Annotated in this window: 18 protein-coding genes; 12 read left to right on the forward strand and 6 right to left on the reverse strand. The window is 60.6% G+C overall.

Going from position 1 to position 20,575, the window contains the following annotated elements:
• Positions 1 to 27: 27 nt before the first annotated feature.
• Positions 28 to 852 (reverse strand): pyruvate, water dikinase regulatory protein, encoded by an 825-nt coding sequence (locus A3AY_RS0118590; RefSeq protein WP_018327176.1) that lies wholly within the window; start codon positions 850 to 852, stop codon positions 28 to 30.
• Positions 853 to 1,255: 403 nt separating this feature from the next.
• Between A3AY_RS0118590 and hemE the strand changes: the two genes are divergently transcribed.
• The 8 genes from hemE to A3AY_RS0118630 all read left to right on the forward strand — a co-directional run bounded on the left by hemE (position 1,256) and on the right by A3AY_RS0118630 (position 10,156).
• The gene (gene hemE / locus A3AY_RS0118595; RefSeq protein ID WP_026203592.1) at positions 1,256 to 2,290 is read left to right on the forward strand and encodes a uroporphyrinogen decarboxylase; all 1,035 of its coding nucleotides are present in this window, start codon (positions 1,256 to 1,258) and stop codon (positions 2,288 to 2,290) included.
• Positions 2,287 to 2,826, forward strand: coding sequence for a protoporphyrinogen oxidase HemJ (hemJ, locus tag A3AY_RS0118600; protein ID WP_018327178.1), 540 nt, complete (start codon positions 2,287 to 2,289; stop codon positions 2,824 to 2,826). Before hemE ends, hemJ begins: the two co-directional genes overlap by 4 nt.
• Before the next feature lie 195 nt (positions 2,827 to 3,021).
• A complete protein-coding gene (gene rho / locus A3AY_RS0118605; RefSeq protein ID WP_026203593.1) occupies positions 3,022 to 4,287 on the forward strand; it encodes a transcription termination factor Rho in 1,266 nt (421 codons plus the stop codon).
• A gap of 173 nt (positions 4,288 to 4,460) precedes the next feature.
• A complete protein-coding gene (gene mnmE, locus A3AY_RS0118610) occupies positions 4,461 to 5,804 on the forward strand; it encodes a tRNA uridine-5-carboxymethylaminomethyl(34) synthesis GTPase MnmE (RefSeq protein ID WP_018327180.1) in 1,344 nt (447 codons plus the stop codon).
• Positions 5,805 to 5,899: 95 nt separating this feature from the next.
• Positions 5,900 to 7,783, forward strand: a complete 1,884-nt coding sequence (mnmG, locus tag A3AY_RS0118615) for a tRNA uridine-5-carboxymethylaminomethyl(34) synthesis enzyme MnmG (protein ID WP_018327181.1) — start codon at positions 5,900 to 5,902, stop codon at positions 7,781 to 7,783.
• Positions 7,780 to 8,415, forward strand: coding sequence for a 16S rRNA (guanine(527)-N(7))-methyltransferase RsmG (gene rsmG, locus A3AY_RS0118620; protein WP_026203594.1), 636 nt, complete (start codon positions 7,780 to 7,782; stop codon positions 8,413 to 8,415). Before mnmG ends, rsmG begins: the two co-directional genes overlap by 4 nt.
• 14 nt (positions 8,416 to 8,429) lie before the next feature.
• A complete protein-coding gene (locus tag A3AY_RS0118625; RefSeq protein ID WP_018327183.1) occupies positions 8,430 to 9,224 on the forward strand; it encodes a ParA family protein in 795 nt (264 codons plus the stop codon).
• Positions 9,225 to 9,268: 44 nt separating this feature from the next.
• Entirely contained in the window at positions 9,269 to 10,156 is an 888-nt protein-coding gene (locus A3AY_RS0118630) for a ParB/RepB/Spo0J family partition protein (RefSeq protein ID WP_018327184.1), read from the forward strand.
• A gap of 52 nt (positions 10,157 to 10,208) precedes the next feature.
• Here the strand turns inward: A3AY_RS0118630 and holA are convergent, their stop codons facing one another.
• From holA to leuS, 3 genes are read right to left on the reverse strand one after another with little or no spacing between them, the layout of a single operon-like run.
• Complete coding sequence (gene holA / locus A3AY_RS0118635; protein WP_018327185.1) at positions 10,209 to 11,243, reverse strand: DNA polymerase III subunit delta; 1,035 nt, start codon at positions 11,241 to 11,243, stop codon at positions 10,209 to 10,211.
• A 10-nt stretch (positions 11,244 to 11,253) separates the two neighbouring features.
• A complete protein-coding gene (locus A3AY_RS0118640) occupies positions 11,254 to 11,772 on the reverse strand; it encodes an LPS assembly lipoprotein LptE (RefSeq protein ID WP_018327186.1) in 519 nt (172 codons plus the stop codon).
• Positions 11,759 to 14,386 carry a leucine--tRNA ligase gene (gene leuS, locus A3AY_RS0118645; protein WP_018327187.1) on the reverse strand — a complete coding sequence of 876 codons (2,628 nt, stop codon included), beginning with the start codon at positions 14,384 to 14,386 and terminating at the stop codon, positions 11,759 to 11,761. Before leuS ends, A3AY_RS0118640 begins: the two co-directional genes overlap by 14 nt.
• 247 nt (positions 14,387 to 14,633) lie before the next feature.
• On the opposite strand from leuS, the gene A3AY_RS0118650 reads away from it, so the two are divergent.
• Together A3AY_RS0118650 and A3AY_RS0118655 are read left to right on the forward strand one after the other, a co-directional pair.
• Entirely contained in the window at positions 14,634 to 15,293 is a 660-nt protein-coding gene (locus tag A3AY_RS0118650; RefSeq protein WP_026203595.1) for a YggS family pyridoxal phosphate-dependent enzyme, read from the forward strand.
• 97 nt (positions 15,294 to 15,390) lie between these two features.
• Positions 15,391 to 17,298, forward strand: coding sequence for an AMP-binding protein (locus A3AY_RS0118655; RefSeq protein ID WP_018327189.1), 1,908 nt, complete (start codon positions 15,391 to 15,393; stop codon positions 17,296 to 17,298).
• On the opposite strand, the gene A3AY_RS0118660 is transcribed toward A3AY_RS0118655, so the two are convergent.
• A complete protein-coding gene (locus tag A3AY_RS0118660) occupies positions 17,295 to 18,176 on the reverse strand; it encodes a LysR substrate-binding domain-containing protein (protein WP_018327190.1) in 882 nt (293 codons plus the stop codon). The genes A3AY_RS0118655 and A3AY_RS0118660 overlap by 4 nt on opposite strands.
• A 139-nt stretch (positions 18,177 to 18,315) precedes the next feature.
• Here A3AY_RS0118660 and A3AY_RS0118665 point away from each other — a divergent pair, with 139 nt between their 5' ends.
• Positions 18,316 to 18,702 carry an ectoine synthase gene (locus A3AY_RS0118665; RefSeq protein WP_018327191.1) on the forward strand — a complete coding sequence of 129 codons (387 nt, stop codon included), beginning with the start codon at positions 18,316 to 18,318 and terminating at the stop codon, positions 18,700 to 18,702.
• Positions 18,703 to 18,769: 67 nt separating this feature from the next.
• Here A3AY_RS0118665 and A3AY_RS0118670 read toward each other — a convergent pair whose 3' ends face one another.
• The gene (locus A3AY_RS0118670) at positions 18,770 to 19,471 is read right to left on the reverse strand and encodes a DUF1013 domain-containing protein (protein WP_026203596.1); all 702 of its coding nucleotides are present in this window, start codon (positions 19,469 to 19,471) and stop codon (positions 18,770 to 18,772) included.
• Between the two features lie 235 nt (positions 19,472 to 19,706).
• On the opposite strand from A3AY_RS0118670, the gene A3AY_RS0118675 reads away from it, so the two are divergent.
• Positions 19,707 to 20,575, forward strand: an 869-nt coding sequence (locus A3AY_RS0118675; protein ID WP_018327193.1) for an AMP-binding protein, incomplete at its 3' end; no start/stop codon positions are given.

Here is a 20,575-nt window from a genome sequence, read left to right on the forward strand (position 1 = left end):
TTCATATCCTGATTGACCGGACTCGCCTTAGCGCAGCCGCGGTCTCAGGGCAACAATTGCGGCCGCCGTTTCCTCGATGGAGCGACGCGTCACGTCGATCATCGGCCAGTTGTTGCGGGTGCAGAGCGATCGCGCGTATTTCAGTTCCTCGGCAATCGAGGCGCGGTCGACATATTCTTCGCCGCGGAAATTATGCGACGGGGTTCCGAGTACCCGGTTTTCCCGCACCTGGGAAATCCGGTCGACGGTTGCGATCAGCCCGACGACCAGTGGCTTGGTCGCCTCCATGAGGCGGTCCGGCAACGGGACGCCGGGCACGATCGGAATATTCGCCGTCTTGATGCCGCGATTGGCGAGATAGATGCTGGTCGGTGTTTTCGATGTCCGGCTGATGCCGACCAGCACGACGTCGGCATCGTTGAAATCCGCCGGCATCTGGCCGTCATCATGATCCATGGTGAAATTGAGCGCATCGATACGCGCGAAGTAATCGGCGTCCATCACATGTTGCGCACCGGACCGCCGCCGCGACGTCGTGCCGAGATAGGACTGGAAAAGCTCGATGATCGGGTCGAGCACCGAAACGCACGGAAGGCCCATCTCCTTGCAAGTCGCATCGATGATGTCGGCGAGCTCCCGATCGACGATGGTATAAAGCACGATCCCCGGCGCACCATCGATCGCGGCCATCACCTGCATCAGCTGCTTGCGGTTCCTGATCAGCGGATAGACGTGTTCGAGCGCATGCGACGACTGAAACTGCGCGGCCGCTGCCCGGCCCGCCGCGATCAACGTCTCGCCTGTCGAATCGGAGATCAGATGCAGATGGAAATAGTTTTTATGGTTCTCCACGCTATTTCTCCGGGGCTGTTGATAAACCGGGACAACGACGATCAAGAGCCGGCCCTTTTCCAAGGCAGAGGGAAAACCGGCGAGTTATTCACAATCCGGATTCGCGGGAGACCGATTTTCCGCACTTGTGGACAAGACTCATGGAAGGACAAAGTGTCACGTTTGTCCACCGCTTTTCCACAATAAAGGCGCGCGGCGGAAAACAGACAAGATTTTGAATCCCCTGAATTTTCCGGGCTATGCCGGGAGTGATGGACGCAGGGGGGAATTTGAACCCGTCAATTTGGTCGGACGACCACAAACGTGGAAAAAGGCTGGGTGACTTTTAATCCTTGATAGTCACCGACTCTAAGAAATAGAAACCTTAGATATCTGATTTCTTTTATATTGGGAGAACGTGTCGGTGACCGAGAAAAGCCGCAAGGTGTTACGGGTGTTGAATGGTGAAACCCTGTCACCTCCCCCTGTCTGGTTGATGCGGCAGGCTGGGCGCTATCTTCCCGAATATCGCCAGACCCGGGCAACAGCCGGCAGCTTCCTCGATCTCTGTTACACCCCGGAGCTTGCTGTCGAAGTGACGCTGCAGCCGATCCGCCGATACGGCTTTGACGCTGCCATTCTCTTTTCCGATATCCTGGTCATTCCCGATGCCTTGAAGTGCAATGTGCGTTTCGAGGAAGGGCATGGACCACGCATGGATCCGATCGAGGAAGCCGATATTGCAAGGCTCGATATCCGGCCGGTCGCCGATCATTTGAAGCCGGTCATCGAAACGGTCCGGCGGCTGCGCGACGAACTGCCGGGGGAGACGACCCTGCTCGGTTTCTGCGGCGCGCCCTGGACGGTGGCGACCTATATGATCGCCGGCCACGGAACACCGGACCAGGCGCCAGCGCGTTTGTTTGCCTATCGCTATCCGGAAGCCTTCGACCGGCTGCTGGCAACGCTTGCCGACGTTTCGGCCGATTACCTCGTCGCGCAGATCGATGCCGGCGCCGACGCGGTGCAGATTTTCGATTCCTGGGCAGGCGTGCTCGGCGAGGACGAGTTTCTGAGATATGCCGTCAAGCCGGTTCGCCGGATGATCGACAGTGTTCGGGCGCGACGGCCGAATGCCAAGGTCATCGCCTTCGCGAAGGGTGCCGGAATTCTTCTTAAGGGCTATCGCCAGGGAACCGCTGCAGACGCCATCGGTCTCGACTGGTCGGTGCCGCTTTCCTTTGCGGCCGAGCTTCAGAAGGATGGTCCGGTCCAGGGCAATCTCGACCCGATGCGGGTCGTTGCCGGCGGACAGGCGCTGGATGACGGCATCGACGCGATCCTGCAAGCGCTGGGTAACGGTCCGCTGATCTTCAACCTCGGCCATGGCATCACGCCCCAGGCCGATCCGGACAACGTCTCGCGTCTCGTCTCGCGGGTGCGCGGAGCAAGGACATGACCGAGCGCCAGACCGACGCCGGCCCTGGAGCCAGGGCGCGGATGCGCGCTCTTGTCGCCATCGCGCTGTTCCTGGCACTGCTTGCTGCGTTGTTCCTGTGGCAGCCCGATAATCTCTATCTCTGGGTCAAGGCGCTGCATATCATCGCCGTGATGTCCTGGATGGCCGCCCTGCTCTACATGCCGCGGCTGTTCATCTATCACACCGATGCGGCGCCGGGCTCCGACCAGTCCGAGACCTTCAAGATGATGGAACAGCGGCTGCTGAAGGTCATCATGAACCCGGCAATGATGATCAGCTGGCTGCTCGGCCTTTATCTCGCCTGGAGCGTCTACGGATTTCAGGGCGGATGGCTGCATGCCAAGCTGCTTTTCGTTGTTCTCCTGACGGGCGTCCACATGCTGTTTGCCCGCGCGGTGCGGGCCTTCGGGCGGGATGAAAACGCCCGCAGCGCCCGCTATTGGCGTCTGATGAACGAGGCGCCGACGCTGCTGATGATCCTGATCGTCATCATGGCGGTTGTAAAACCGTTTTGATTCACCGCGCGCTGTTAAGGAAACTTTTGCTAATTTTTCCAAACCCCTTGCGGCGCAGCGAGTGAATCGCTATTTTCCGCCCACCTCCTCTTATCGTGACCTATGTAAACGTTACGAGCCTGCCCCTTCCGCTGCAGCTCCCCTTACATCAGACACGCCGATTTTTCCTTTCCGATTCCAAGTGTGGTCCCCTTCATGGCTGAGATGAAGCTACAAGAACTTAAGAACAAAACAGCGACGGATCTTCTGGCCTTTGCTGAATCACTCGAGGTCGAGAACGCCAGCGTCATGCGCAAGCAGGAGCTGATGTTCGCGATCCTGAAAATGCTGGCGAGCCAGGATGTCGAAATCATCGGCGAAGGCGTCGTCGAGGTGCTGCAGGACGGCTTCGGCTTCCTGCGCTCGGCCAATGCCAATTATCTGCCCGGTCCGGATGACATCTACATCTCCCCCTCGCAGATCCGCCGCTTCTCGCTGAAGACCGGCGATACCGTCGAGGGTCCGATCCGCGGTCCGAAGGAAGGCGAGCGCTATTTCGCCCTGCTCAAGGTCAACACGATCAACTTCGAGGACCCGGAGAAGATCCGCCACAAGGTTCATTTCGACAATCTGACGCCGCTCTATCCGAACGAGCGCTTCAAGATGGAGCTTGAGGTCCCCACCTCGAAGGATCTTTCCGCTCGCGTCATCGACCTGATTGCCCCCCTCGGCAAGGGCCAGCGCGGCCTGATCGTCGCGCCGCCGCGCACCGGTAAAACCGTCCTCTTGCAGAACATCGCCCATTCGATCACCGCGAACCATCCGGAATGCTACCTGATCGTTCTTCTGATCGATGAGCGGCCGGAAGAAGTCACCGACATGCAGCGCTCGGTCAAGGGCGAAGTTGTCTCCTCGACCTTCGACGAGCCCGCGACACGCCACGTGCAGGTCGCCGAGATGGTCATCGAGAAGGCGAAGCGCCTGGTCGAACACGGCCGCGACGTCGTCATCCTGCTTGATTCGATCACCCGCCTCGGCCGCGCCTATAACACCGTCGTGCCGTCGTCGGGCAAGGTGCTGACCGGCGGTGTCGATGCCAACGCCCTGCAGCGGCCGAAGCGCTTCTTCGGTGCCGCCCGCAACATCGAGGAAGGCGGCTCGCTGACGATCATTGCCACCGCACTGATCGATACGGGTAGCCGCATGGACGAAGTCATCTTCGAAGAATTCAAGGGCACCGGTAACTCGGAAATCGTGCTGGACCGCAAGGTCGCCGACAAGCGCATCTTCCCGTCTATGGACATCCTCAAGTCCGGTACGCGCAAGGAAGACCTTCTCGTGCCGCGCCAGGACCTGCAGAAGATCTTCGTGCTTCGCCGCATCCTCGCACCCATGGGCACCACGGATGCGATCGAGTTCCTGATCGACAAGCTGAAGCAGACCAAGACCAATGGCGATTTCTTCGATTCGATGAACACGTAATCGCATCGACGGATTTCGAGACAAAGCCCAGGTTCTGCCTGGGCTTTCGTGTTTTAACTTAGCCGGATTCCTTCGCCGGAGTCGCGGCTGGGAGTTACAGAGTTACACGGTGACGCCCGATCTGGCGTATAATCGCGACACTAATAGCAGGTGCGAACCAGGATGTTCCGGCGGTGAACCATCAACACAATCAGAACGTGGCCGACACGATCTATGCCTTGTCCTCCGGCGGACTTCCGTCCGGCGTTGCGGTGATCCGTATCAGCGGTCCGCACACAAGGCCGGCGGTGGAACGGCTGTGTGGATTCGTACCCGCGCCAAGACAGGCGTTGCTGCGGTCGATTCGCAATCGAAACAATGATGTCCTGGACCAGGGACTGGTGCTTTACTTCGCGGCGCCGGCGTCATTCACCGGAGAGGATTGTGCCGAGTTCCAGATTCATGGAGGGCGCGCCGTTGTCGACGCTGTTCTGTCTGAACTTTCGACCATTCCTGGACTGAAGCATGCAGAGGCGGGCGAGTTTTCGAGGCGCGCCTTTCACAACGGCAAGCTCGACCTTGTTGAGATCGAAGGCCTCTCCGACCTGATTGCCGCGGAAACGGAGATGCAGCGTCGCCTGGCGCAAGAACATTCGAGCGGGCATCTGTCGGCGCTGTATCACGGCTGGGCGCGCCGGCTTACGCATGCAAGGGCGATGATCGAAGCAGAGCTCGATTTTGCCGATGAGGACGATGTTCCGGGCTCGGTGGCAGCGTCCATATGGGTCGACATGCAGACCCTGCGCGTGGAGATCGATGCGCATCTGGCTAGGGCCGGTGCGGCGGAAATCATCCGCGACGGGCTGAAAATCGTCATCGCCGGCGAACCGAATGCCGGTAAGTCGAGCCTGCTCAACTGCCTCGCCCGTCGCGATGTCGCCATCGTCACCGACATCGCAGGGACCACCAGGGACGTGCTGTCCGTCGATCTTTCCTTAGCCGGATTCTCCGCTCGACTTTTTGACACGGCAGGGCTTCGTCCTACCGATGACCTGGTCGAGAAAGAGGGTGTGCGCCGCGCCTACGTGACGCTGGAGCAGGCCGACCTTGTTCTGTTACTGGCCGATGCCCCGGGTGGCTTCCCGGAACTGGCGGAGCCTCATGCGGCCAAGCCGGTTATTCGCATCGGTACCAAGATTGATCGAGGCACCGTTTTATGGGATAAGGCTGCCGCCGATGTCCTGATTTCGACGAAGACGGGCGCAGGAATAGACCGGCTTATCGAACAATTGAAAAGCCACCTGCCCGACCTTTCGGGCCAAACGGCGTTGTCGTTGCCGTCGCGAAAAAGGCACGTCGATTGTCTTAAGCAGGCACGCGATGCGATCGATTTAAGTTTGGCGCAATCTAATAGCGGACTTGATATTCAGGCTGAATATCTTCGTCAGGCTGGCGACGCACTCGGTCGAATCACTGGACGTGTTGACGTTGAGGATCTGTTGGATGTGATTTTCTCCGAGTTCTGCATCGGCAAATGAGGTACGACCCGGAATACAACGTGCGCGAGTCTCTCCGGATGTTTCACGTGAAACGATTCGGAACCGATTTGATACCGTGATGGAGACGGTTTGGTATGATTGATTACGATGTCATTGTCATCGGCGGTGGCCATGCCGGGTGTGAAGCTGCAAGTGCAGCGGCCCGGATGGGGGCAAAAACGGCTCTTGTTACGCACAAGCGTGACACGATCGGCGTGATGTCATGCAATCCGGCGATTGGTGGGCTCGGCAAGGGCCACCTCGTTCGCGAGATCGATGCCATGGACGGCCTCATGGGTCGTGTCGCTGACGCTGCCGGTATCCAGTTCCGCCTGCTCAATCGCCGAAAAGGTCCTGCCGTTCGCGGCCCGCGCACCCAGGCCGATCGAAAGCTCTATCGGTTGGCGATGCAGGCAGAGATCCACTCGATCCAGAACCTGGATGTCATCGAGGGCGATGCATTCGATCTCCAGCTTGAGGGCGGCCGAGTCAGGGGTGTTGTTCTTGCCGAAGGCCGAGTGCTGCAATGCGGGGCCGCCGTCCTGACGACGGGCACGTTCCTGCGTGGCTTGATCCATATCGGCAACCGGAAGATCCCCGCTGGCCGCGTGGGAGAAGCGCCCTCCGTCGGATTGTCGGCGACGCTTGAAGGGTTCGGTCTGCGGCTCGGCCGCTTGAAAACCGGAACGCCGGCGCGATTGGATGGCAAGACGATTGATTGGGCATCCGTCGGCCGGCAGAGTGCGGATGAGGACCCGGTGCCTTTCTCCTTTATGACCGACCGGATCGTCAATCGCCAGATCGATTGCGGCGTCACGCGAACGACGGCGACCACGCATCAGATCATCGCTGACAACCTCAACAAATCAGCGATGTACTCCGGCCAGATCGAAGGCGTGGGGCCGCGCTATTGCCCCTCGATTGAAGACAAGATTGTCAAATTCGGCGAGCGCGATGGTCACCAGATTTTTCTCGAGCCGGAAGGCCTGGATGACGATACCGTTTATCCCAATGGCATTTCGACGTCGCTACCCGAGGATGTTCAGGACGCCTTCATCCGGACGATTCCCGGCCTGGAGCGGGTCTCAATCCTGCAACCCGGCTATGCGATCGAATATGATCACGTCGATCCCCGTGAACTTTCTGCGTCGTTGGAAGTGAAGAAGATTTCGGGCCTGTTTCTGGCGGGCCAGATCAACGGTACGACCGGCTATGAAGAAGCCGGTGCCCAGGGACTGGTGGCGGGGCTCAATGCGGCGCTGCTTTGTGGCGGGAGTGCCCCCTATCAGTTCAGCCGGACGAATTCTTATATCGGTGTGATGATCGACGACCTCACCTCCCGCGGCGTTGCCGAGCCCTATCGCATGTTCACCTCCCGCGCGGAATACCGACTGTCCTTGCGTGCCGACAACGCAGATATCCGTCTGACGCCGGAGGCGATGTCGCTCGGCTGTGTCTCGGCCGGTCGAGCAGAGAAGTTCAGTGCATGGGTCAAGGCGATCGAATCCAACCGTCAGATGCTGAAATCGTTGGCGGTTACCCCGACAGAAGGCCGGATGCGGGGCCTCAAGCTCAATCTCGATGGACAGCGGCGCTCTGCCTTTGAACTTCTGTCCTATGCCGAGCATAGTATTCAATCGCTCGGTGCCGTGTGGCCCGAGCTTCTGGCCATCGATGCAAAGCTGGCGGAGGCGCTAGAGATCGATGCGACCTATGCCGTCTATATGGACAGGCAGGCTGCGGATATCGCCGGCGTTCAGCGCGAAGAAAGCCGTGACATTCCGGAGGGCTTTGACTTTGGATCGCTTTCTGGACTATCGAATGAGTTGAAGCAGAAGCTCATCACCGCCATGCCGCGCAATCTTGCCCAGGCGATGAAGGTCGACGGCATCACGCCGTCGGCTATCTCGCTGATTCTTGCTCATATTCGCAAGGGCGAAGCGTCGGCGGTTGTATATTCCAGGCAGGCGATTCAATGATTACGAGTCCTTCCCGAGAGCTGAACGGATTGCGTGTTTCACGTGAAACGTCTGAAAAACTCGAGCATTTTGCATCCCTTTTTCAGAAATGGGCAAAGTCGATTAACCTGGTCGCACCGTCGACTTTGAACGATCTTTGGCAGCGTCACATCGCGGACAGTGCACAAATTTTTCAGCTCTTTCCTGGGCCAAAACGATGGGTTGATCTGGGCAGCGGCGGTGGTTTTCCCGGCATCATTACCGCGATCTTGCTCGCGGAGGATGGCGGATGGGTTCATCTGGTTGAAAGCAACAACAAGAAGGCGGCATTTCTTCGTGTCGCCTTGACTGAAACCGGCGCGCGCGGCTCCGTGCACCCGATTCGCATGGAGGAAGCCATCAAAACTATCCCGGAATGCGACGCGATCTCCGCTCGTGCGCTCGCAGATCTGCCTCAATTGCTGGATTACTGTGCTCCCTGGATGACGACTGACAGAAAACCTCGTGCATTCTTTCACAAAGGCCGGGATTACCAGCAAGAGATAGACAAAGCCGTTAGCCGCTTTCAGTTTGATCTGGTAAAACACAGAAGCGTCGTCGAGCCGGATTCTGTGGTTCTCGAGATCGCAAATCTTTCGCGGAACAATCAATAGCGGCGGACCGTGGCATGGCAGGCGAAAAGAACCGGATCATCACCATCGCCAACCAAAAAGGTGGCGTCGGAAAAACAACGACAGCCATCAACCTCGCAACGGCCCTTGCGGCGATCGGTGAGAAGGTGCTGATTGTCGATCTTGATCCGCAGGGCAACGCTAGCACCGGCCTGGGGATCCAGCGCCGCGACCGCAAGCTTTCCTCCTACGAACTGCTGATCGGTTCGCACGGCATTGACGCGATCGCCCAGGACACGGTTGTTCCCAATCTGTCGATCATTCCATCGACCATGGACCTGCTGGGGGTCGAGATGGAAATTTCCCGCGAAAGTGACCGCGTCTTCCGGCTACGAAAGGCGCTCGCCTCGCCCGAAGCGCTTGCATATTCCTACGTGCTGGTTGACTGCCCGCCATCGTTCAATCTTCTCACCATGAATGCAATGGCGGCGGCACACTCGGTTCTGGTGCCGTTGCAATGTGAGTTCTTTGCGCTCGAGGGGTTGAGCCAGTTGCTCGAAACCGTCGATCAGGTTCGCCGTTCCGTCAATCCCGTACTGGATATCCAGGGCATCGTCCTGACGATGTTCGATTCGCGCAACAATCTTGCCCAGCAGGTGGTCAATGACGTGCGAACCCATTTGGGCGAGAAGGTCTACCATACGCTGATCCCGCGCAACGTCCGGGTGTCCGAGGCGCCGTCCTACGGCAAGCCGGCGATTCTTTACGACCTCAAATGCGCCGGCAGCCAAGCCTATCTTCAGTTGGCATCCGAAGTGATTCAGCGCGAAAGGCTGCGAAAGGCGGCCTGACTGCGATCGATTCGACATCGTAACGATAAGTGTGAGTGCAGACGATGAATGACGACAATTCGAGACGAAGACTCGGCCGCGGCCTAGCAGCCTTGATCGGCGAAATGGACCAGCCATTGCAGGCCAGCGGTCCCGTGGCGCCGGTCAATGCCGACCGACGCATCCCGATCGAATTTGTCGCCCGCAACCCGCGCAACCCGCGCCGCTCCTTTGATGAGGCAGAGCTGCAGGATCTTGCAAGCTCGATCCGCCAGCATGGCATCGTTCAGCCGGTGGTCGTCCGGACGATTGCCGATGAACGCTACGAGATCATTGCCGGGGAGCGCCGCTGGCGCGCGGCGCAACTGGCCGGCTTTACCGATATCCCGGTGATTGTCCGCGACGTTGATGACCGCACGGCCCTGGAGATCGCGATCGTTGAAAACGTCCAGCGGTCCGACCTCAATCCGCTGGAAGAGGCGCTCGGCTACGACCAATTGATTGCCGAGCATGGCTACACGCAGAACGATCTTGGTGAGATCATCGGCAAGAGCCGCAGCCATGTCGCCAACAGTCTGCGCCTGCTGAAACTGCCGGAGCCGGTGCGCGACATGCTATCTTCGGGTACGCTTTCGGCCGGCCACGCCCGCGCCCTTATTCCGACATCCGATCCGGTCGGTCTGGCGCGCTCAATTATTGCCAAGGGCATGTCCGTCCGTGATGCGGAGCGCCTGGCTCAGAACGACATCCGCGCCCAGAGCGATCCCAACTACGGCAAGCCTTCGCGCAAGGAAGAGAAGGACGCCGACACGCTTGCTCTGGAAAGAACGCTTTCTGACAGCCTCGGATTGGATGTGACCGTCAATCACAAGGCAAACGGCGGCCAGTTGCGTATTTCCTACAAAACCCTTGATCAACTTGAGGAAATCTGCCGGCTGCTGGAGCGGCGCTAAATCGTTTCGTTTCCGAAATGCTTTCGATTTTATATCAAATGGGACAATAATATTATCGGCGGGCCGACTGCAGCGTGATGGCCAGCAATGTCTGCATGGCGATGCTGTCTTCCAGGCTCTGCCGGGTGCGGCTCTGGTAAATGGCCGTCTGCAAACGTCCGAGTTCGCGACGGATGGCGGGCAAGGTCCAGGTCTTCAGCGCCGCTTCGACCAGCGGCTTGCGGCGGAAATGCAGGTGGCGTCCGAGCGTTGCGATAACCTGACTCGGCTGCTGGCGCCTGTCGTCCATTTCCGCCCGCATCAGATCGAGTAGCTGAAACTGCTTGAGGCACGCCTGCAATACGAGAAAGATTGCCGTCTTTGAGGCCGTTATCTTGCGGATGGCATGCTGCAGGCCGTCGACATCGCCCTTGAGGACCGCATCGATGGCATCGTCGACCGATATGGCGCTCGCATCGCCGACGATCTCGGAAACGTGCTCCTCCTCGATCATCGCCAGGCCGCTGCAGTAGAGCGCCAGCTTGCGGATCTCGTTGCGCGAGGCGATGCGATCGCCACCCAGCGCTTCGTTCAGCCGTTGCCGCGCCGCCGGGGTGATCCTCAGGCCTTCCTCGCCCAGTTCGTGGTCGATCAGTCTGTTCAATGCGCGTGCATCGTCGCTGTAACAGGCGACGGCCACGACCGAACGCGCGGTTTCGCCGATCTTCCGGACCCCGGTTCCCTTCTTCAGGTCGCCAGCCTCGATGATCACATAGCTGCCGTCGGGCGGTTGCTGTGCGAGCGTGGAGAAGCTGTCGACCAGCGTCTTTTCCGTGCCCGACGCGCGGATCCAGACGAGCTTTTCGCCGCCGAACAGCCCGATCGTGTTGACTTCGTCGAGCAAGCGCCCGGGGCTTTGCTGCAGGTCGGAGGCATCGAGCTTGATCAGCGAAAAGGGATCGTCCAGCGCCACGCCAGTTTTCGCGGCGATCTGGCCGGCGCGTTCGGAGACAAGGCCGCGATCCGGCCCGTAGACGACATAGAGCCTGTTATCCCGGAGCGGCCGCTGCAGGAGCCCGTCGAATTCGTGCGACTTGATTTCGCTCATGCCGCTACCCTCAGCGGCCGAGCGCCGCCGCTATATCCGCCCGGATGATCTCGGCCAACTCCCTGGCTGCGCGGTTTTGCGCGTCGCGCGTCGCGCGAACCTTGGCGAATTCCTGTTCGGGGAAGTCGACGAGGGCGACGGCGCTGCGATTGCCGGAACGGACGGTTTCTCCGCTATCGGCGCGTGTCAGGTTGTAGTCCGCCCTGACGACGACGCGGCCGGCACCCGCGGTGTCGGATTCCTGATCGTAAAGCACACCCATCACCTCGCTGGTGACATTCAGCGCCATCTTGTATTCCGGATGAGCCGGCTCACCAGCGCCTCCGGATGTCAGGAAGATCAGTGCGTTGCGGACTTCCTGCTCGACGCGGTCGTCGGCATCGGAGATCTCGATCGATGCGAGTGCCTTTGCCGGCTTGCCCTGCGGCCCCTCGGAATAGAGCGGCTTCACCTGGCAGCCAGCCAGGGCGACGAAGCTGCCGATTGCCAGAAGCTGCGCGCATCTATGAGCTTTTTCAGACAACGACATTCACGATCCTCTGGGGCACGACGATGATTTTCTTCGGGCTCTGGCCGTTCAGCGCGGCCTTGACGGGGTCGAGCGCTAGCACCGCCCTCTCGATCGCAGTCTGATCTGCGTCGCGCGCAATTGTCAAATCGCCGCGTTTCTTGCCGTTGATCTGAACCGGCATCGTCACCTCGCTCTCGGCAACCAGCGCCTCGTGGTAAGTCGGCCAGGCGGCCTGCGCGACCAGACCCGTGCCGCCGATCTCCTGCCAGCACTGCTCGGCAAGATGCGGCATCATCGGCGCGACCAGGTTGATCAGGATCGTGGTCGCGTCCTTGACGGCGGCGATCGTTGCGGCGTCGGCCGACCCGTCGGCGACCTGCGTCAGCGGCCCCGCAAGCGCGTTTACCAGCTCATAGAGGCGCGCCACGGCCTTGTTGAAGGCCAGCTTGTCGTAGTCCGCCTGGACAGCCTTCAGCGTCTTGTGGGCGACCTGCGAGATCGCCAGCGCCGGTCCCTCGGAAGCCGGCTTGGCGTCGATCGCCTTCAACGTGTCGGATGCCTCCGAGACCAGCCGCCACAGGCGCTGCACGAAGCGGTGGGCCCCCTCGACGCCGGCTTCCGACCAGATGACGTCGCGATCCGGCGGAGAATCGGAGAGGACGAAGAAGCGCGCCGTGTCGGCTCCATAGGAGGCGATGATGTCGTCCGGGTCAACGACGTTCTTCTTCGACTTCGACATCTTCTCGATCGAGCCGATGGTGATCGGTTCGCCGGTTTCGATCAGCGTCGCCCGGCGCTTGCCGTCAACTTCCTCGATCGCGATCTCGGCCGGCGTGATCCATTCGCGTTGTGCGCCCTCGCCGCGGCTGTAGGTCTCGTGCACGACCATGCCCTGGGTGAAAAGACCCTTGAACGGCTCGTCGAGGCTGGCATGGCCGGTCGCCTTCATTGCCCGGGTAAAGAAGCGCGAATAGAGCAGGTGCAGGATCGCGTGCTCGATGCCGCCGATATACTGGTCGACCGGCAACCAGCGGTCGACGACGGCCGGATTGGTCGGGTTGTTTTCCCACGGTGCGGTGAAGCGGGCGAAATACCAGGATGAATCGACGAAGGTATCCATCGTGTCGGTCTCGCGCCGCGCATCCTTGCCGCATTGCGGGCAGGCGACGTGCCGCCAGGTCGGATGGCGGTCGAGCGGATTGCCCGGCTTGTCGAAGGTCACATCATCCGGCAGTTTCACCGGCAGATCGGCCTTTGGCACCGGCAGCACGCCACAGTCGTCGCAATGAATGACCGGGATCGGGCAGCCCCAATAGCGCTGGCGCGAGATGCCCCAGTCGCGCAGGCGGAAATTGACCTTGCGCTCGGCCTGCGGTTCGCCGCCGATCTTCGTGTTCTCCAGTGTCGAAGCGACCTTCTCGAAGGCCTCCTCGGTCGAAAGGCCGTCGAGGAAGCGTGAATTGATCATCACGCCATCGCCGACATAGGCTTCGTTGCCGATAGCGAAGCTTGCCGCATCGCCGTCCTTCGGCATGACCACGGCAACGACCGGCAGGCCGTATTTGCGAGCGAAGTCGAGGTCGCGCTGATCGCCGGAAGGGCAGCCGAAGATGGCGCCGGTGCCGTAGTCCATCAGCACGAAGTTGGCGACGTAGACCGGCAGTTCCCAGTTCGGATCGAGCGGATGCTTGACCCGGATGCCGGTGTCGATCCCCTTCTTCTCGGCGGTCTCGAGCGCGGCGAGCGATGTACCGGCACGGCGGCATTCGTCGCAGAAGGCTTCGATCTCGGCGTTTGCGGCGGCTGCCTGTTGCGCCAGCGGGTGATCGGCGGCGATCGCCAGGAAGGAGGCACCGAACAGCGTGTCCGGCCGCGTCGTATAGACGGTCACTTCGGATGCGTCAGCGCCGGTGCCCGGAACGATTTCCCATCGGATCGTCAGGCCCTCGGAACGGCCGATCCAGTTCTTCTGCATCAGCCGGACCTTTTCCGGCCACTGGTCGAGCGTGTCCAGCGAATCCAGCAGATCCTGGCTGAAATCGGTGATGCGGAAGAACCACTGCGTCAGTTCGCGTTGCTCCACCAGGGCGCCGGAGCGCCAGCCGCGGCCGTCGATGACCTGCTCGTTGGCGAGAACGGTGTTGTCGACCGGATCCCAGTTGACCTTCGATTGCTTGCGATAGACCAGACCCTTTTCGAGGAAGTCCAGGAACAGGTGCTGCTGGCGCTGGTAATAGTCGACGTCACAGGTCGCAAATTCCCGCGACCAGTCGAGCGACAGGCCCATGACCTTCAGTTGCGCCTTCATCGAGGCGATGTTCTGGTAAGTCCAGGATGCCGGATGTACGCCACGTTCCATGGCGGCATTTTCGGCCGGCATGCCGAAAGCGTCCCAGCCCATCGGATGCAGCACATTGTAACCACGGGCACGCTTGTAGCGCGCCACGACATCGCCCATCGCATAGTTGCGGACATGGCCCATATGGATGCGGCCCGACGGATAGGGAAACATCTCGAGCACGTAGTATTTTTCGCGCGGATCGTCATTGTCGGTGGTGAAGACGTTTTTCTGCTCCCATTCCTGTTGCCAGCGGGGTTCAGCATCGCGCGGATTGTAACGTTCGGTAGCCATATGATCGATGTTCCGGAAATTTGGGCGAGGGGAAATCATCCCCTCCGACATTTGGCGTGACCTTCACCATGAAACAAGCGTAGCGTCAAGTTTTGGAAGGCTTTGAGGGCAAATCTTTGAGCCAATCCGCCAGTCGGTGGCGATAACGGCTTGGCATCCGCGCCATGTTTGACTATTGCGCCAAAAGCCTGCCTTCCGAGACATCGAAGGCCGGCGCGGGCGAAGGATCTTGATGGAGATGGTGGCGATGAGCGTGGTTGAACGGTTGAACGATGTCCTGAGCCGGATTCGCGATGCGGAAGCCGGTGCGAACCGGGCCGCCGGCTCGGTTTCGCTGGTTGCCGTTTCGAAGACGTTCGACGCCGAGGCGATCCGCCCGGTGATGGAGGCGGGACAACGCGTCTTCGGCGAAAACCGCGTGCAGGAAGCGCAGGGCAAGTGGCCGCAGCTTCGCGCGGGGACGTCCGATATCGAGCTTCACCTGATCGGCCCGCTGCAATCCAACAAGGCGGCGGATGCGGTTGCCCTCTTCGATGTCATCGAGACCATTGACCGGGAGAAGATCGCCAGAGCCGTCGCCGCCGAGATCGTGCGTCAGGACAAGCCCGTTCGCCTCTATGTCCAGGTCAATACCGGCCTTGAGCCGCAAAAGGCCGGCATTGCGCCGGATGAAACCGTCGCCTTTGTCACCTTGTGCCGGGAGACGATCGGCATACCGATCGAGGGCCTGATGTGCATTCCGCCGGCGGACGAGAATCCGGGGCCGCACTTCGCCCTGCTCGCCAAGCTCGCAGCGCGTTGCGGGGTGACGAAGCTGTCCATGGGCATGTCCGGCGATTTCGATGTGGCCGTGCAGTTCGGCGCCACCAGCGTGCGCGTCGGCTCGGCGATCTTCGGTACGCGTTGATCTAACCCTTTGGTCTGGCTTCTCGCCTCCCTCGCAATCTCTTAAAGTTTCCGCCTGGAGGCCGGTTGAGCCCGGTTCGGGAGTGGAGGAGACGGAGATGGCGAGCAGCTATTCCGAAGTGTATGGCGCGTGGAGGCAGGACCCGCGAGCGTTCTGGGCGAAGGCCGCGGAGGATATCGACTGGCTGCGGCCGTCGCAGCGGGTTTTCGATCCCGCCGGCGGCGTCTACGGCCATTGGTTCAGCGGCGGCGAGACAAATACCTGCTTCAATTGTCTGGATCGCCAGGTCGCTGCGGGTCGCGCCGATCAGACTGCGCTGATCTATGACAGTCCGGTCACGGGCACCGTCGAACATTGGACCTACGGTGCCATGTTGGCGGAGGTTGTCGCGCTTGCGGCCGTCTATCGTGACCTCGGCATCGGCAAGGGCGACCGGATCATCATCTATATGCCGATGATCCCGCAGGCGGCCTTTGCCATGCTTGCGGCAGCGCGCATCGGCGCCGTGCACTCTGTCGTTTTCGGCGGTTTCGCAGCTAACGAGCTCGCCACGCGTATCAGCGACAGTCAGGCGAGATTGATCGTTTCTGCCAGTTGCGGCATCGAAGGCGGCCGCGCCATCGCCTACAAGCCCCTTCTCGACGCGGCGATCGAGATCAGTGCCCACAAGCCCGATCACTGCCTGGTTTATCAACGCGAAACGCTGCAGGCGGAGTTGCGGGGGAAGCGCGATATTGACCTTGCTTCGGCGGTCAGCGCGGCAAAGCATAAAGGAGCCGATGTGCCCTGCACGCCGGTTCTTGCCACTGATCCCTTGTACATCCTCTACACGTCCGGAACGACCGGCCAGCCCAAGGGCGTGGTGCGCGACACGGGCGGCCATATGGTCGCGCTTTTGTGGTCGATGCAGAACTTCTTCGGCCTGAAGCCGGGGGAGGTTTTCTGGGCGGCATCCGATATCGGCTGGGTCGTCGGCCACTCCTACATCGTCTACGGTCCCCTGCTCAACGGCAGCACGTCTGTGCTCTACGAAGGAAAGCCCGTGGGCACGCCCGACGCGGGCGCCTACTGGCGCGTCGTCGAACAGCACGGCGTTACAAAGCTGTTCACAGCGCCGACGGCGTTTCGTGCCATCCGCAAGGAAGATCCGCAGGGAGAACTGATCGGCCGGCATGACATTTCATCGCTGCAAGCCCTGTTTCTTGCCGGCGAGCGGGCCGATCCGGATACCGTTGCCTGGGCGCAGGCGAAACTCGGCGTGCCCGTCATCGACAATTGGTGGCAGACGGAAACCGGTTGGCCGGTGGCGGGAAATCCGATCGGTCTCGGCCTCCTGCCGGTCAAATATGGTTCCGCCGCGGTGCCGCTGCCCGGTTATGACGTCCAGGTCCTCGACGATGCCGGACACCCGGTTGCCAAAGGAACCCTCGGCAATGTCGTGATCAAGCTGCCGCTGCCGCCCGGCTGCCTGCCGACGTTCTGGAATGCTGACGCGCGTTTTCGCGAGGCCTGCCTCTCGGAATTCCCGGGTTACTACCGCACCGCCGATGCAGGCTATATCGATGAAGACGGCTATATCTTCATCATGTCGCGCACCGACGACATCATCAATGTCGCCGGACATCGCCTTTCCACGGGGGCGATGGAGGAAATCTGCGCCAGCCATGCGGATGTTGCCGAATGCGCGGTGATTGGCATTGCCGATGCAATCAAGGGCCAGATTCCGGCCGGCTTCCTTGTCATCAACGCCGATGTTTCCCGTGAAACAACTGCGATCGAGCGGGAAGTCGTTGCCTTGGTGCGCGAACGTCTCGGCCCCGTCGCCGCGTTCAAGACGGTCATCTGCGTCAAGCGCCTGCCGAAGACGCGCTCGGGAAAAATCCTCCGCGGCACGATGCAGAAGATCGCCGATCGCGAAAGCTGGAAGATGCCGGCGACGATCGACGACCCGGCCGTGCTGGAGGAAATTGCCGCGGCGCTGAAAGAACGCGGCATCGGTGGTTAGCCGGATTTACGCAAACTCGCCGTCAGACCGCAAAACCAGTCCCGGAACCGGACGGCGCCGCCGCCGGCCGGCCGGGCGGTGACGAGGAAATAGCTTTCGTCGGTCAACGTCTCGACATCGGAGAGGATAACGAGGTCGCCATTTGCCAATTCGCGGCGGAACACTTCGGTCGGACAGAGGGCAATGCCGTGCCCGGCGATCACGGCGGTGGCGAGCAGGTTGAAGTCCTGGAACACCGGGCCGCGCAACGGGCCGTCCGGCTGCAGCCCCGCCTTCCGGCACCAGTTCAGCCAGCGATCCGGCGTTTCGTCGTGCAGGAGGTCGGCGGCGGCGATCTCCCGGGCGGTCTGCGGCTTTCCCCGGCGCGCAAGATAGCTCGGGCTGGCAACGGGCCGGTTGGCGCGGGAAAACAGCCGGGTGCATTCCCGCGTCTCGCTCTTGTCTTCCCCCAGCGTGATCAGGACGTCGCAATCGGCCTCGCGAAAGCGTTGCTCGCCCATTGCATAGAGGACACGTACATTGAGGTCCGGATGGGCGTTCAGGAAGTCCGGAAGGGCTGGGATCAGCCATCGTGTCGCGATCGAAGCGATGCAGGCGACGGTCAGCTCGCCTGTCGTCTGCATGCGCAAGGCGTGGGCCTCCGCTTCGATCCGCGCCAAGCTGACCGACAGCGTCTGCGCCAGCGCCAGCGCATCGGGCACGAGCCGGACGCTGCGCTTTTCGCGCAGAAACAGCGGCCGGCCGAACCAGTCCTCGAGCAGACGGATCTGATGGCTGACCGCTGCATGCGTGACATGCAACTCGTCGGCGGCGCGCGAAAAGCTGTTGTGGCGTGCGGCGGCCTCGAAGACGCGCAAAGCGCTAAGCGATGGCAGCATAGTCAAGCTTTCCTAACATAAACGACGAGAAAGCATCATTTGTCGAGCAAGGAAATGCAAGCGATACAGGCAATCACAGAGCGGTTTTGACCCCTCTTTCATCCGATCGTCAAATTTTCCTGAAGAAAGGCTAAGGCCGATGTTCGTTCGCAATCTGAAGCAAGTCGAGGAAACGCCGCATTTCGTCGAGTGGGGAAGCGGCACCAGCCATCGTCTGCTGACCGAGCGCGATGGCATGGGCTTTACTGTCTGCCACACCGTCGTGCGCGCCAATACCACCTCGCTGCTCGAATACCGCAACCATCTCGAGGCCTGCTATTGCATCGCCGGCACCGGAGAGGTCGAGGACATGGCGGGCAATGTCTTTCCGATCGCGCCGGGCGATATCTACGTGCTCGACAAGAACGACAAGCATTACCTGCGCGGCGGCAAGAACGAGGACCTGATCCTCGTCAGCATCTTCAATCCGCCGCTCAAGGGTACGGAGCGGCACCGGCTGGACGGCAGCGAGGGCTCTGCCTACTGACGGCTTGCCGCTCGGCACAAAAAAACCCGGATCAGGCGATCCGGGTTTGTGGTGTAAGGCGATCCGATCAGTAATGATCGTCGTCGTCTTCGTCCTTGCGGTCGGACTTGAGCGACTTGAGCTTGGCAAAAACGGCGTCGGCGTCCATTTCCTTCTCTTCCTCGCGCTCATAGGAGAACGGCAGCTTTTCCGTCTCCTTGGAGGCTTCGAGCGTCGCGCCGAGTTCGGCAGCGGTCGGCAGCGGCCGGCCCTTCGATGCACGTTCGACTTCGAGGTCGAGGTCGATCTGGGTGCAGAGGCCAAGCGTCACCGGGTCCATCGCCGTCAGGTTCGTCGAGTTCCAGTGGGTGCGCTCGCGGATTTGCTCGATCGTCGACTTGGTCGTGCCGACGAGACGCGAGATCTGGGCGTCCTTCAGTTCCGGATGGTTGCGCACCAGCCAGAGAATGGCGTTCGGACGGTCCTGGCGCTTGGAAACCGGGGTATAGCGCGGGCCCTTGCGCTTGCTGTCCGGCACACGCACCTTCGGCTCGGAAAGTTTCAGCTTGTGGTTCGGGTTGCCTTCGGCGCGGGCGATCTCGTCGCGCGACAGCTGGCCGGTGGCGATCGGGTCGAGGCCCTTGATGCCCTGCGCCGATTCACCGTCCGCGATCGCCTTGACCTCCAGCGGGTGCAGCTTGCAGAACTGGGCGATCTGCTCGAACGACAGGGCAGTGTTGTCAACAAGCCATACGGCCGTCGCTTTGGGCATAAGCAGTTGTTGAGCCATGGGTATAGTCCTTCTGTCCGTCCGCGCCGGTGTCGCGGGCCGTGGGGTGTAACCACTTAATTTCCGGGAAATTAGCGCCTCTATACCCTCGTCGTCGCATAAATGCAATTCTTCTCGCAGAAATGACCTTTTGTCTAATTGCCGCCGTGTCTTGACCTGATATGAATGCGCCCGGAGAGGACGCACAGGGAGACGCGGCGTCCGGAAACTTGCCTGCGCAGGGAGGAAAATCAGCATGTCCGTGAAGACCTATCCGGTGCTCAAGCCGGCGAAGCAACGCGCTTTGATCGACAACGCCACCTATCTGAAATGGTACAAGCAGAGCGTCGCCGACCCGGAAGCGTTCTGGGGCGAACATGGCAAGCGCATCGATTGGTTCAAGCCTTACACCAAGGTCAAGAACACCAGCTTTGAAGGCAAGGTATCGATCAAGTGGTTCGAGGACGGTCTCACCAACGTCTCCTACAACTGCATCGACCGGCATCTGGAAAAGCGCGGCGACCAGGTGGCGATCATCTGGGAGGGGGACAATCCATATGACGACCGGAAGATCACCTACCGCGAGCTCTACGAGCATGTCTGCCGCCTCGCCAATGTGCTGAAGGAAAACGGCGTCAGACGAGGCGACCGCGTCACGATCTACATGCCGATGATCCCNGAAGCCGCCTATGCGATGCTCGCCTGCACCCGCATCGGTGCCGTGCATTCGATCGTGTTTGGCGGTTTTTCCCCCGATGCGCTGGCCGGCCGCATTGTCGATTGCCAATCCACCTTCGTCATCACAGCGGACGAGGGCCTGCGCGGCGGCAAGCCGATTCCGCTCAAGGCCAACACCGACCACGCGATCGACATCGCCAAGCGCGACGGCGTCGAGGTCAAGTCCGTTCTTGTCGTTCGTCGCACCGCCGGCAAGATCAACTGGTTCGCGGATCGCGACATCTGGTANCATCAGGCCGTCGCCACGGTGAANGCCGATTGCCCGCCGGCGAAGATGAAGGCCGAGGATCCGCTGTTCATCCTCTATACCTCGGGCTCGACCGGCAAGCCGAAGGGTGTGCTGCACACGACGGGCGGCTATCTTGTCTATGCCTCGATGACCCATCA

The organism is Rhizobium giardinii bv. giardinii H152 (assembly GCF_000379605.1).
Classification (GTDB): Bacteria; Pseudomonadota; Alphaproteobacteria; order Rhizobiales; family Rhizobiaceae; genus Pararhizobium; species Pararhizobium giardinii.

Excerpts from the sequence above, each read along its gene's own strand:
- hemJ (WP_018327178.1), top strand. The coding sequence starts at position 2,287 with ATGACCGAGCGCCAGACCGACGCCGGCCCTGGAGCCAGGGCGCGGATG.
- rho (WP_026203593.1), top strand. The coding sequence starts at position 3,022 with ATGGCTGAGATGAAGCTACAAGAACTTAAGAACAAAACAGCGACGGAT.
- mnmG (WP_018327181.1), top strand. The coding sequence starts at position 5,900 with ATGATTGATTACGATGTCATTGTCATCGGCGGTGGCCATGCCGGGTGT.
- rsmG (WP_026203594.1), top strand. The coding sequence starts at position 7,780 with ATGATTACGAGTCCTTCCCGAGAGCTGAACGGATTGCGTGTTTCACGT.
- A3AY_RS0118625 (WP_018327183.1), top strand. The coding sequence starts at position 8,430 with ATGGCAGGCGAAAAGAACCGGATCATCACCATCGCCAACCAAAAAGGT.
- A3AY_RS0118630 (WP_018327184.1), top strand. The coding sequence starts at position 9,269 with ATGAATGACGACAATTCGAGACGAAGACTCGGCCGCGGCCTAGCAGCC.
- holA (WP_018327185.1), bottom strand. The coding sequence starts at position 11,243 with ATGAGCGAAATCAAGTCGCACGAATTCGACGGGCTCCTGCAGCGGCCG.
- A3AY_RS0118640 (WP_018327186.1), bottom strand. The coding sequence starts at position 11,772 with ATGTCGTTGTCTGAAAAAGCTCATAGATGCGCGCAGCTTCTGGCAATC.
- leuS (WP_018327187.1), bottom strand. The coding sequence starts at position 14,386 with ATGGCTACCGAACGTTACAATCCGCGCGATGCTGAACCCCGCTGGCAA.
- A3AY_RS0118650 (WP_026203595.1), top strand. The coding sequence starts at position 14,634 with ATGAGCGTGGTTGAACGGTTGAACGATGTCCTGAGCCGGATTCGCGAT.
- A3AY_RS0118655 (WP_018327189.1), top strand. The coding sequence starts at position 15,391 with ATGGCGAGCAGCTATTCCGAAGTGTATGGCGCGTGGAGGCAGGACCCG.
- A3AY_RS0118660 (WP_018327190.1), bottom strand. The coding sequence starts at position 18,176 with ATGCTGCCATCGCTTAGCGCTTTGCGCGTCTTCGAGGCCGCCGCACGC.
- A3AY_RS0118665 (WP_018327191.1), top strand. The coding sequence starts at position 18,316 with ATGTTCGTTCGCAATCTGAAGCAAGTCGAGGAAACGCCGCATTTCGTC.
- A3AY_RS0118670 (WP_026203596.1), bottom strand. The coding sequence starts at position 19,471 with ATGGCTCAACAACTGCTTATGCCCAAAGCGACGGCCGTATGGCTTGTT.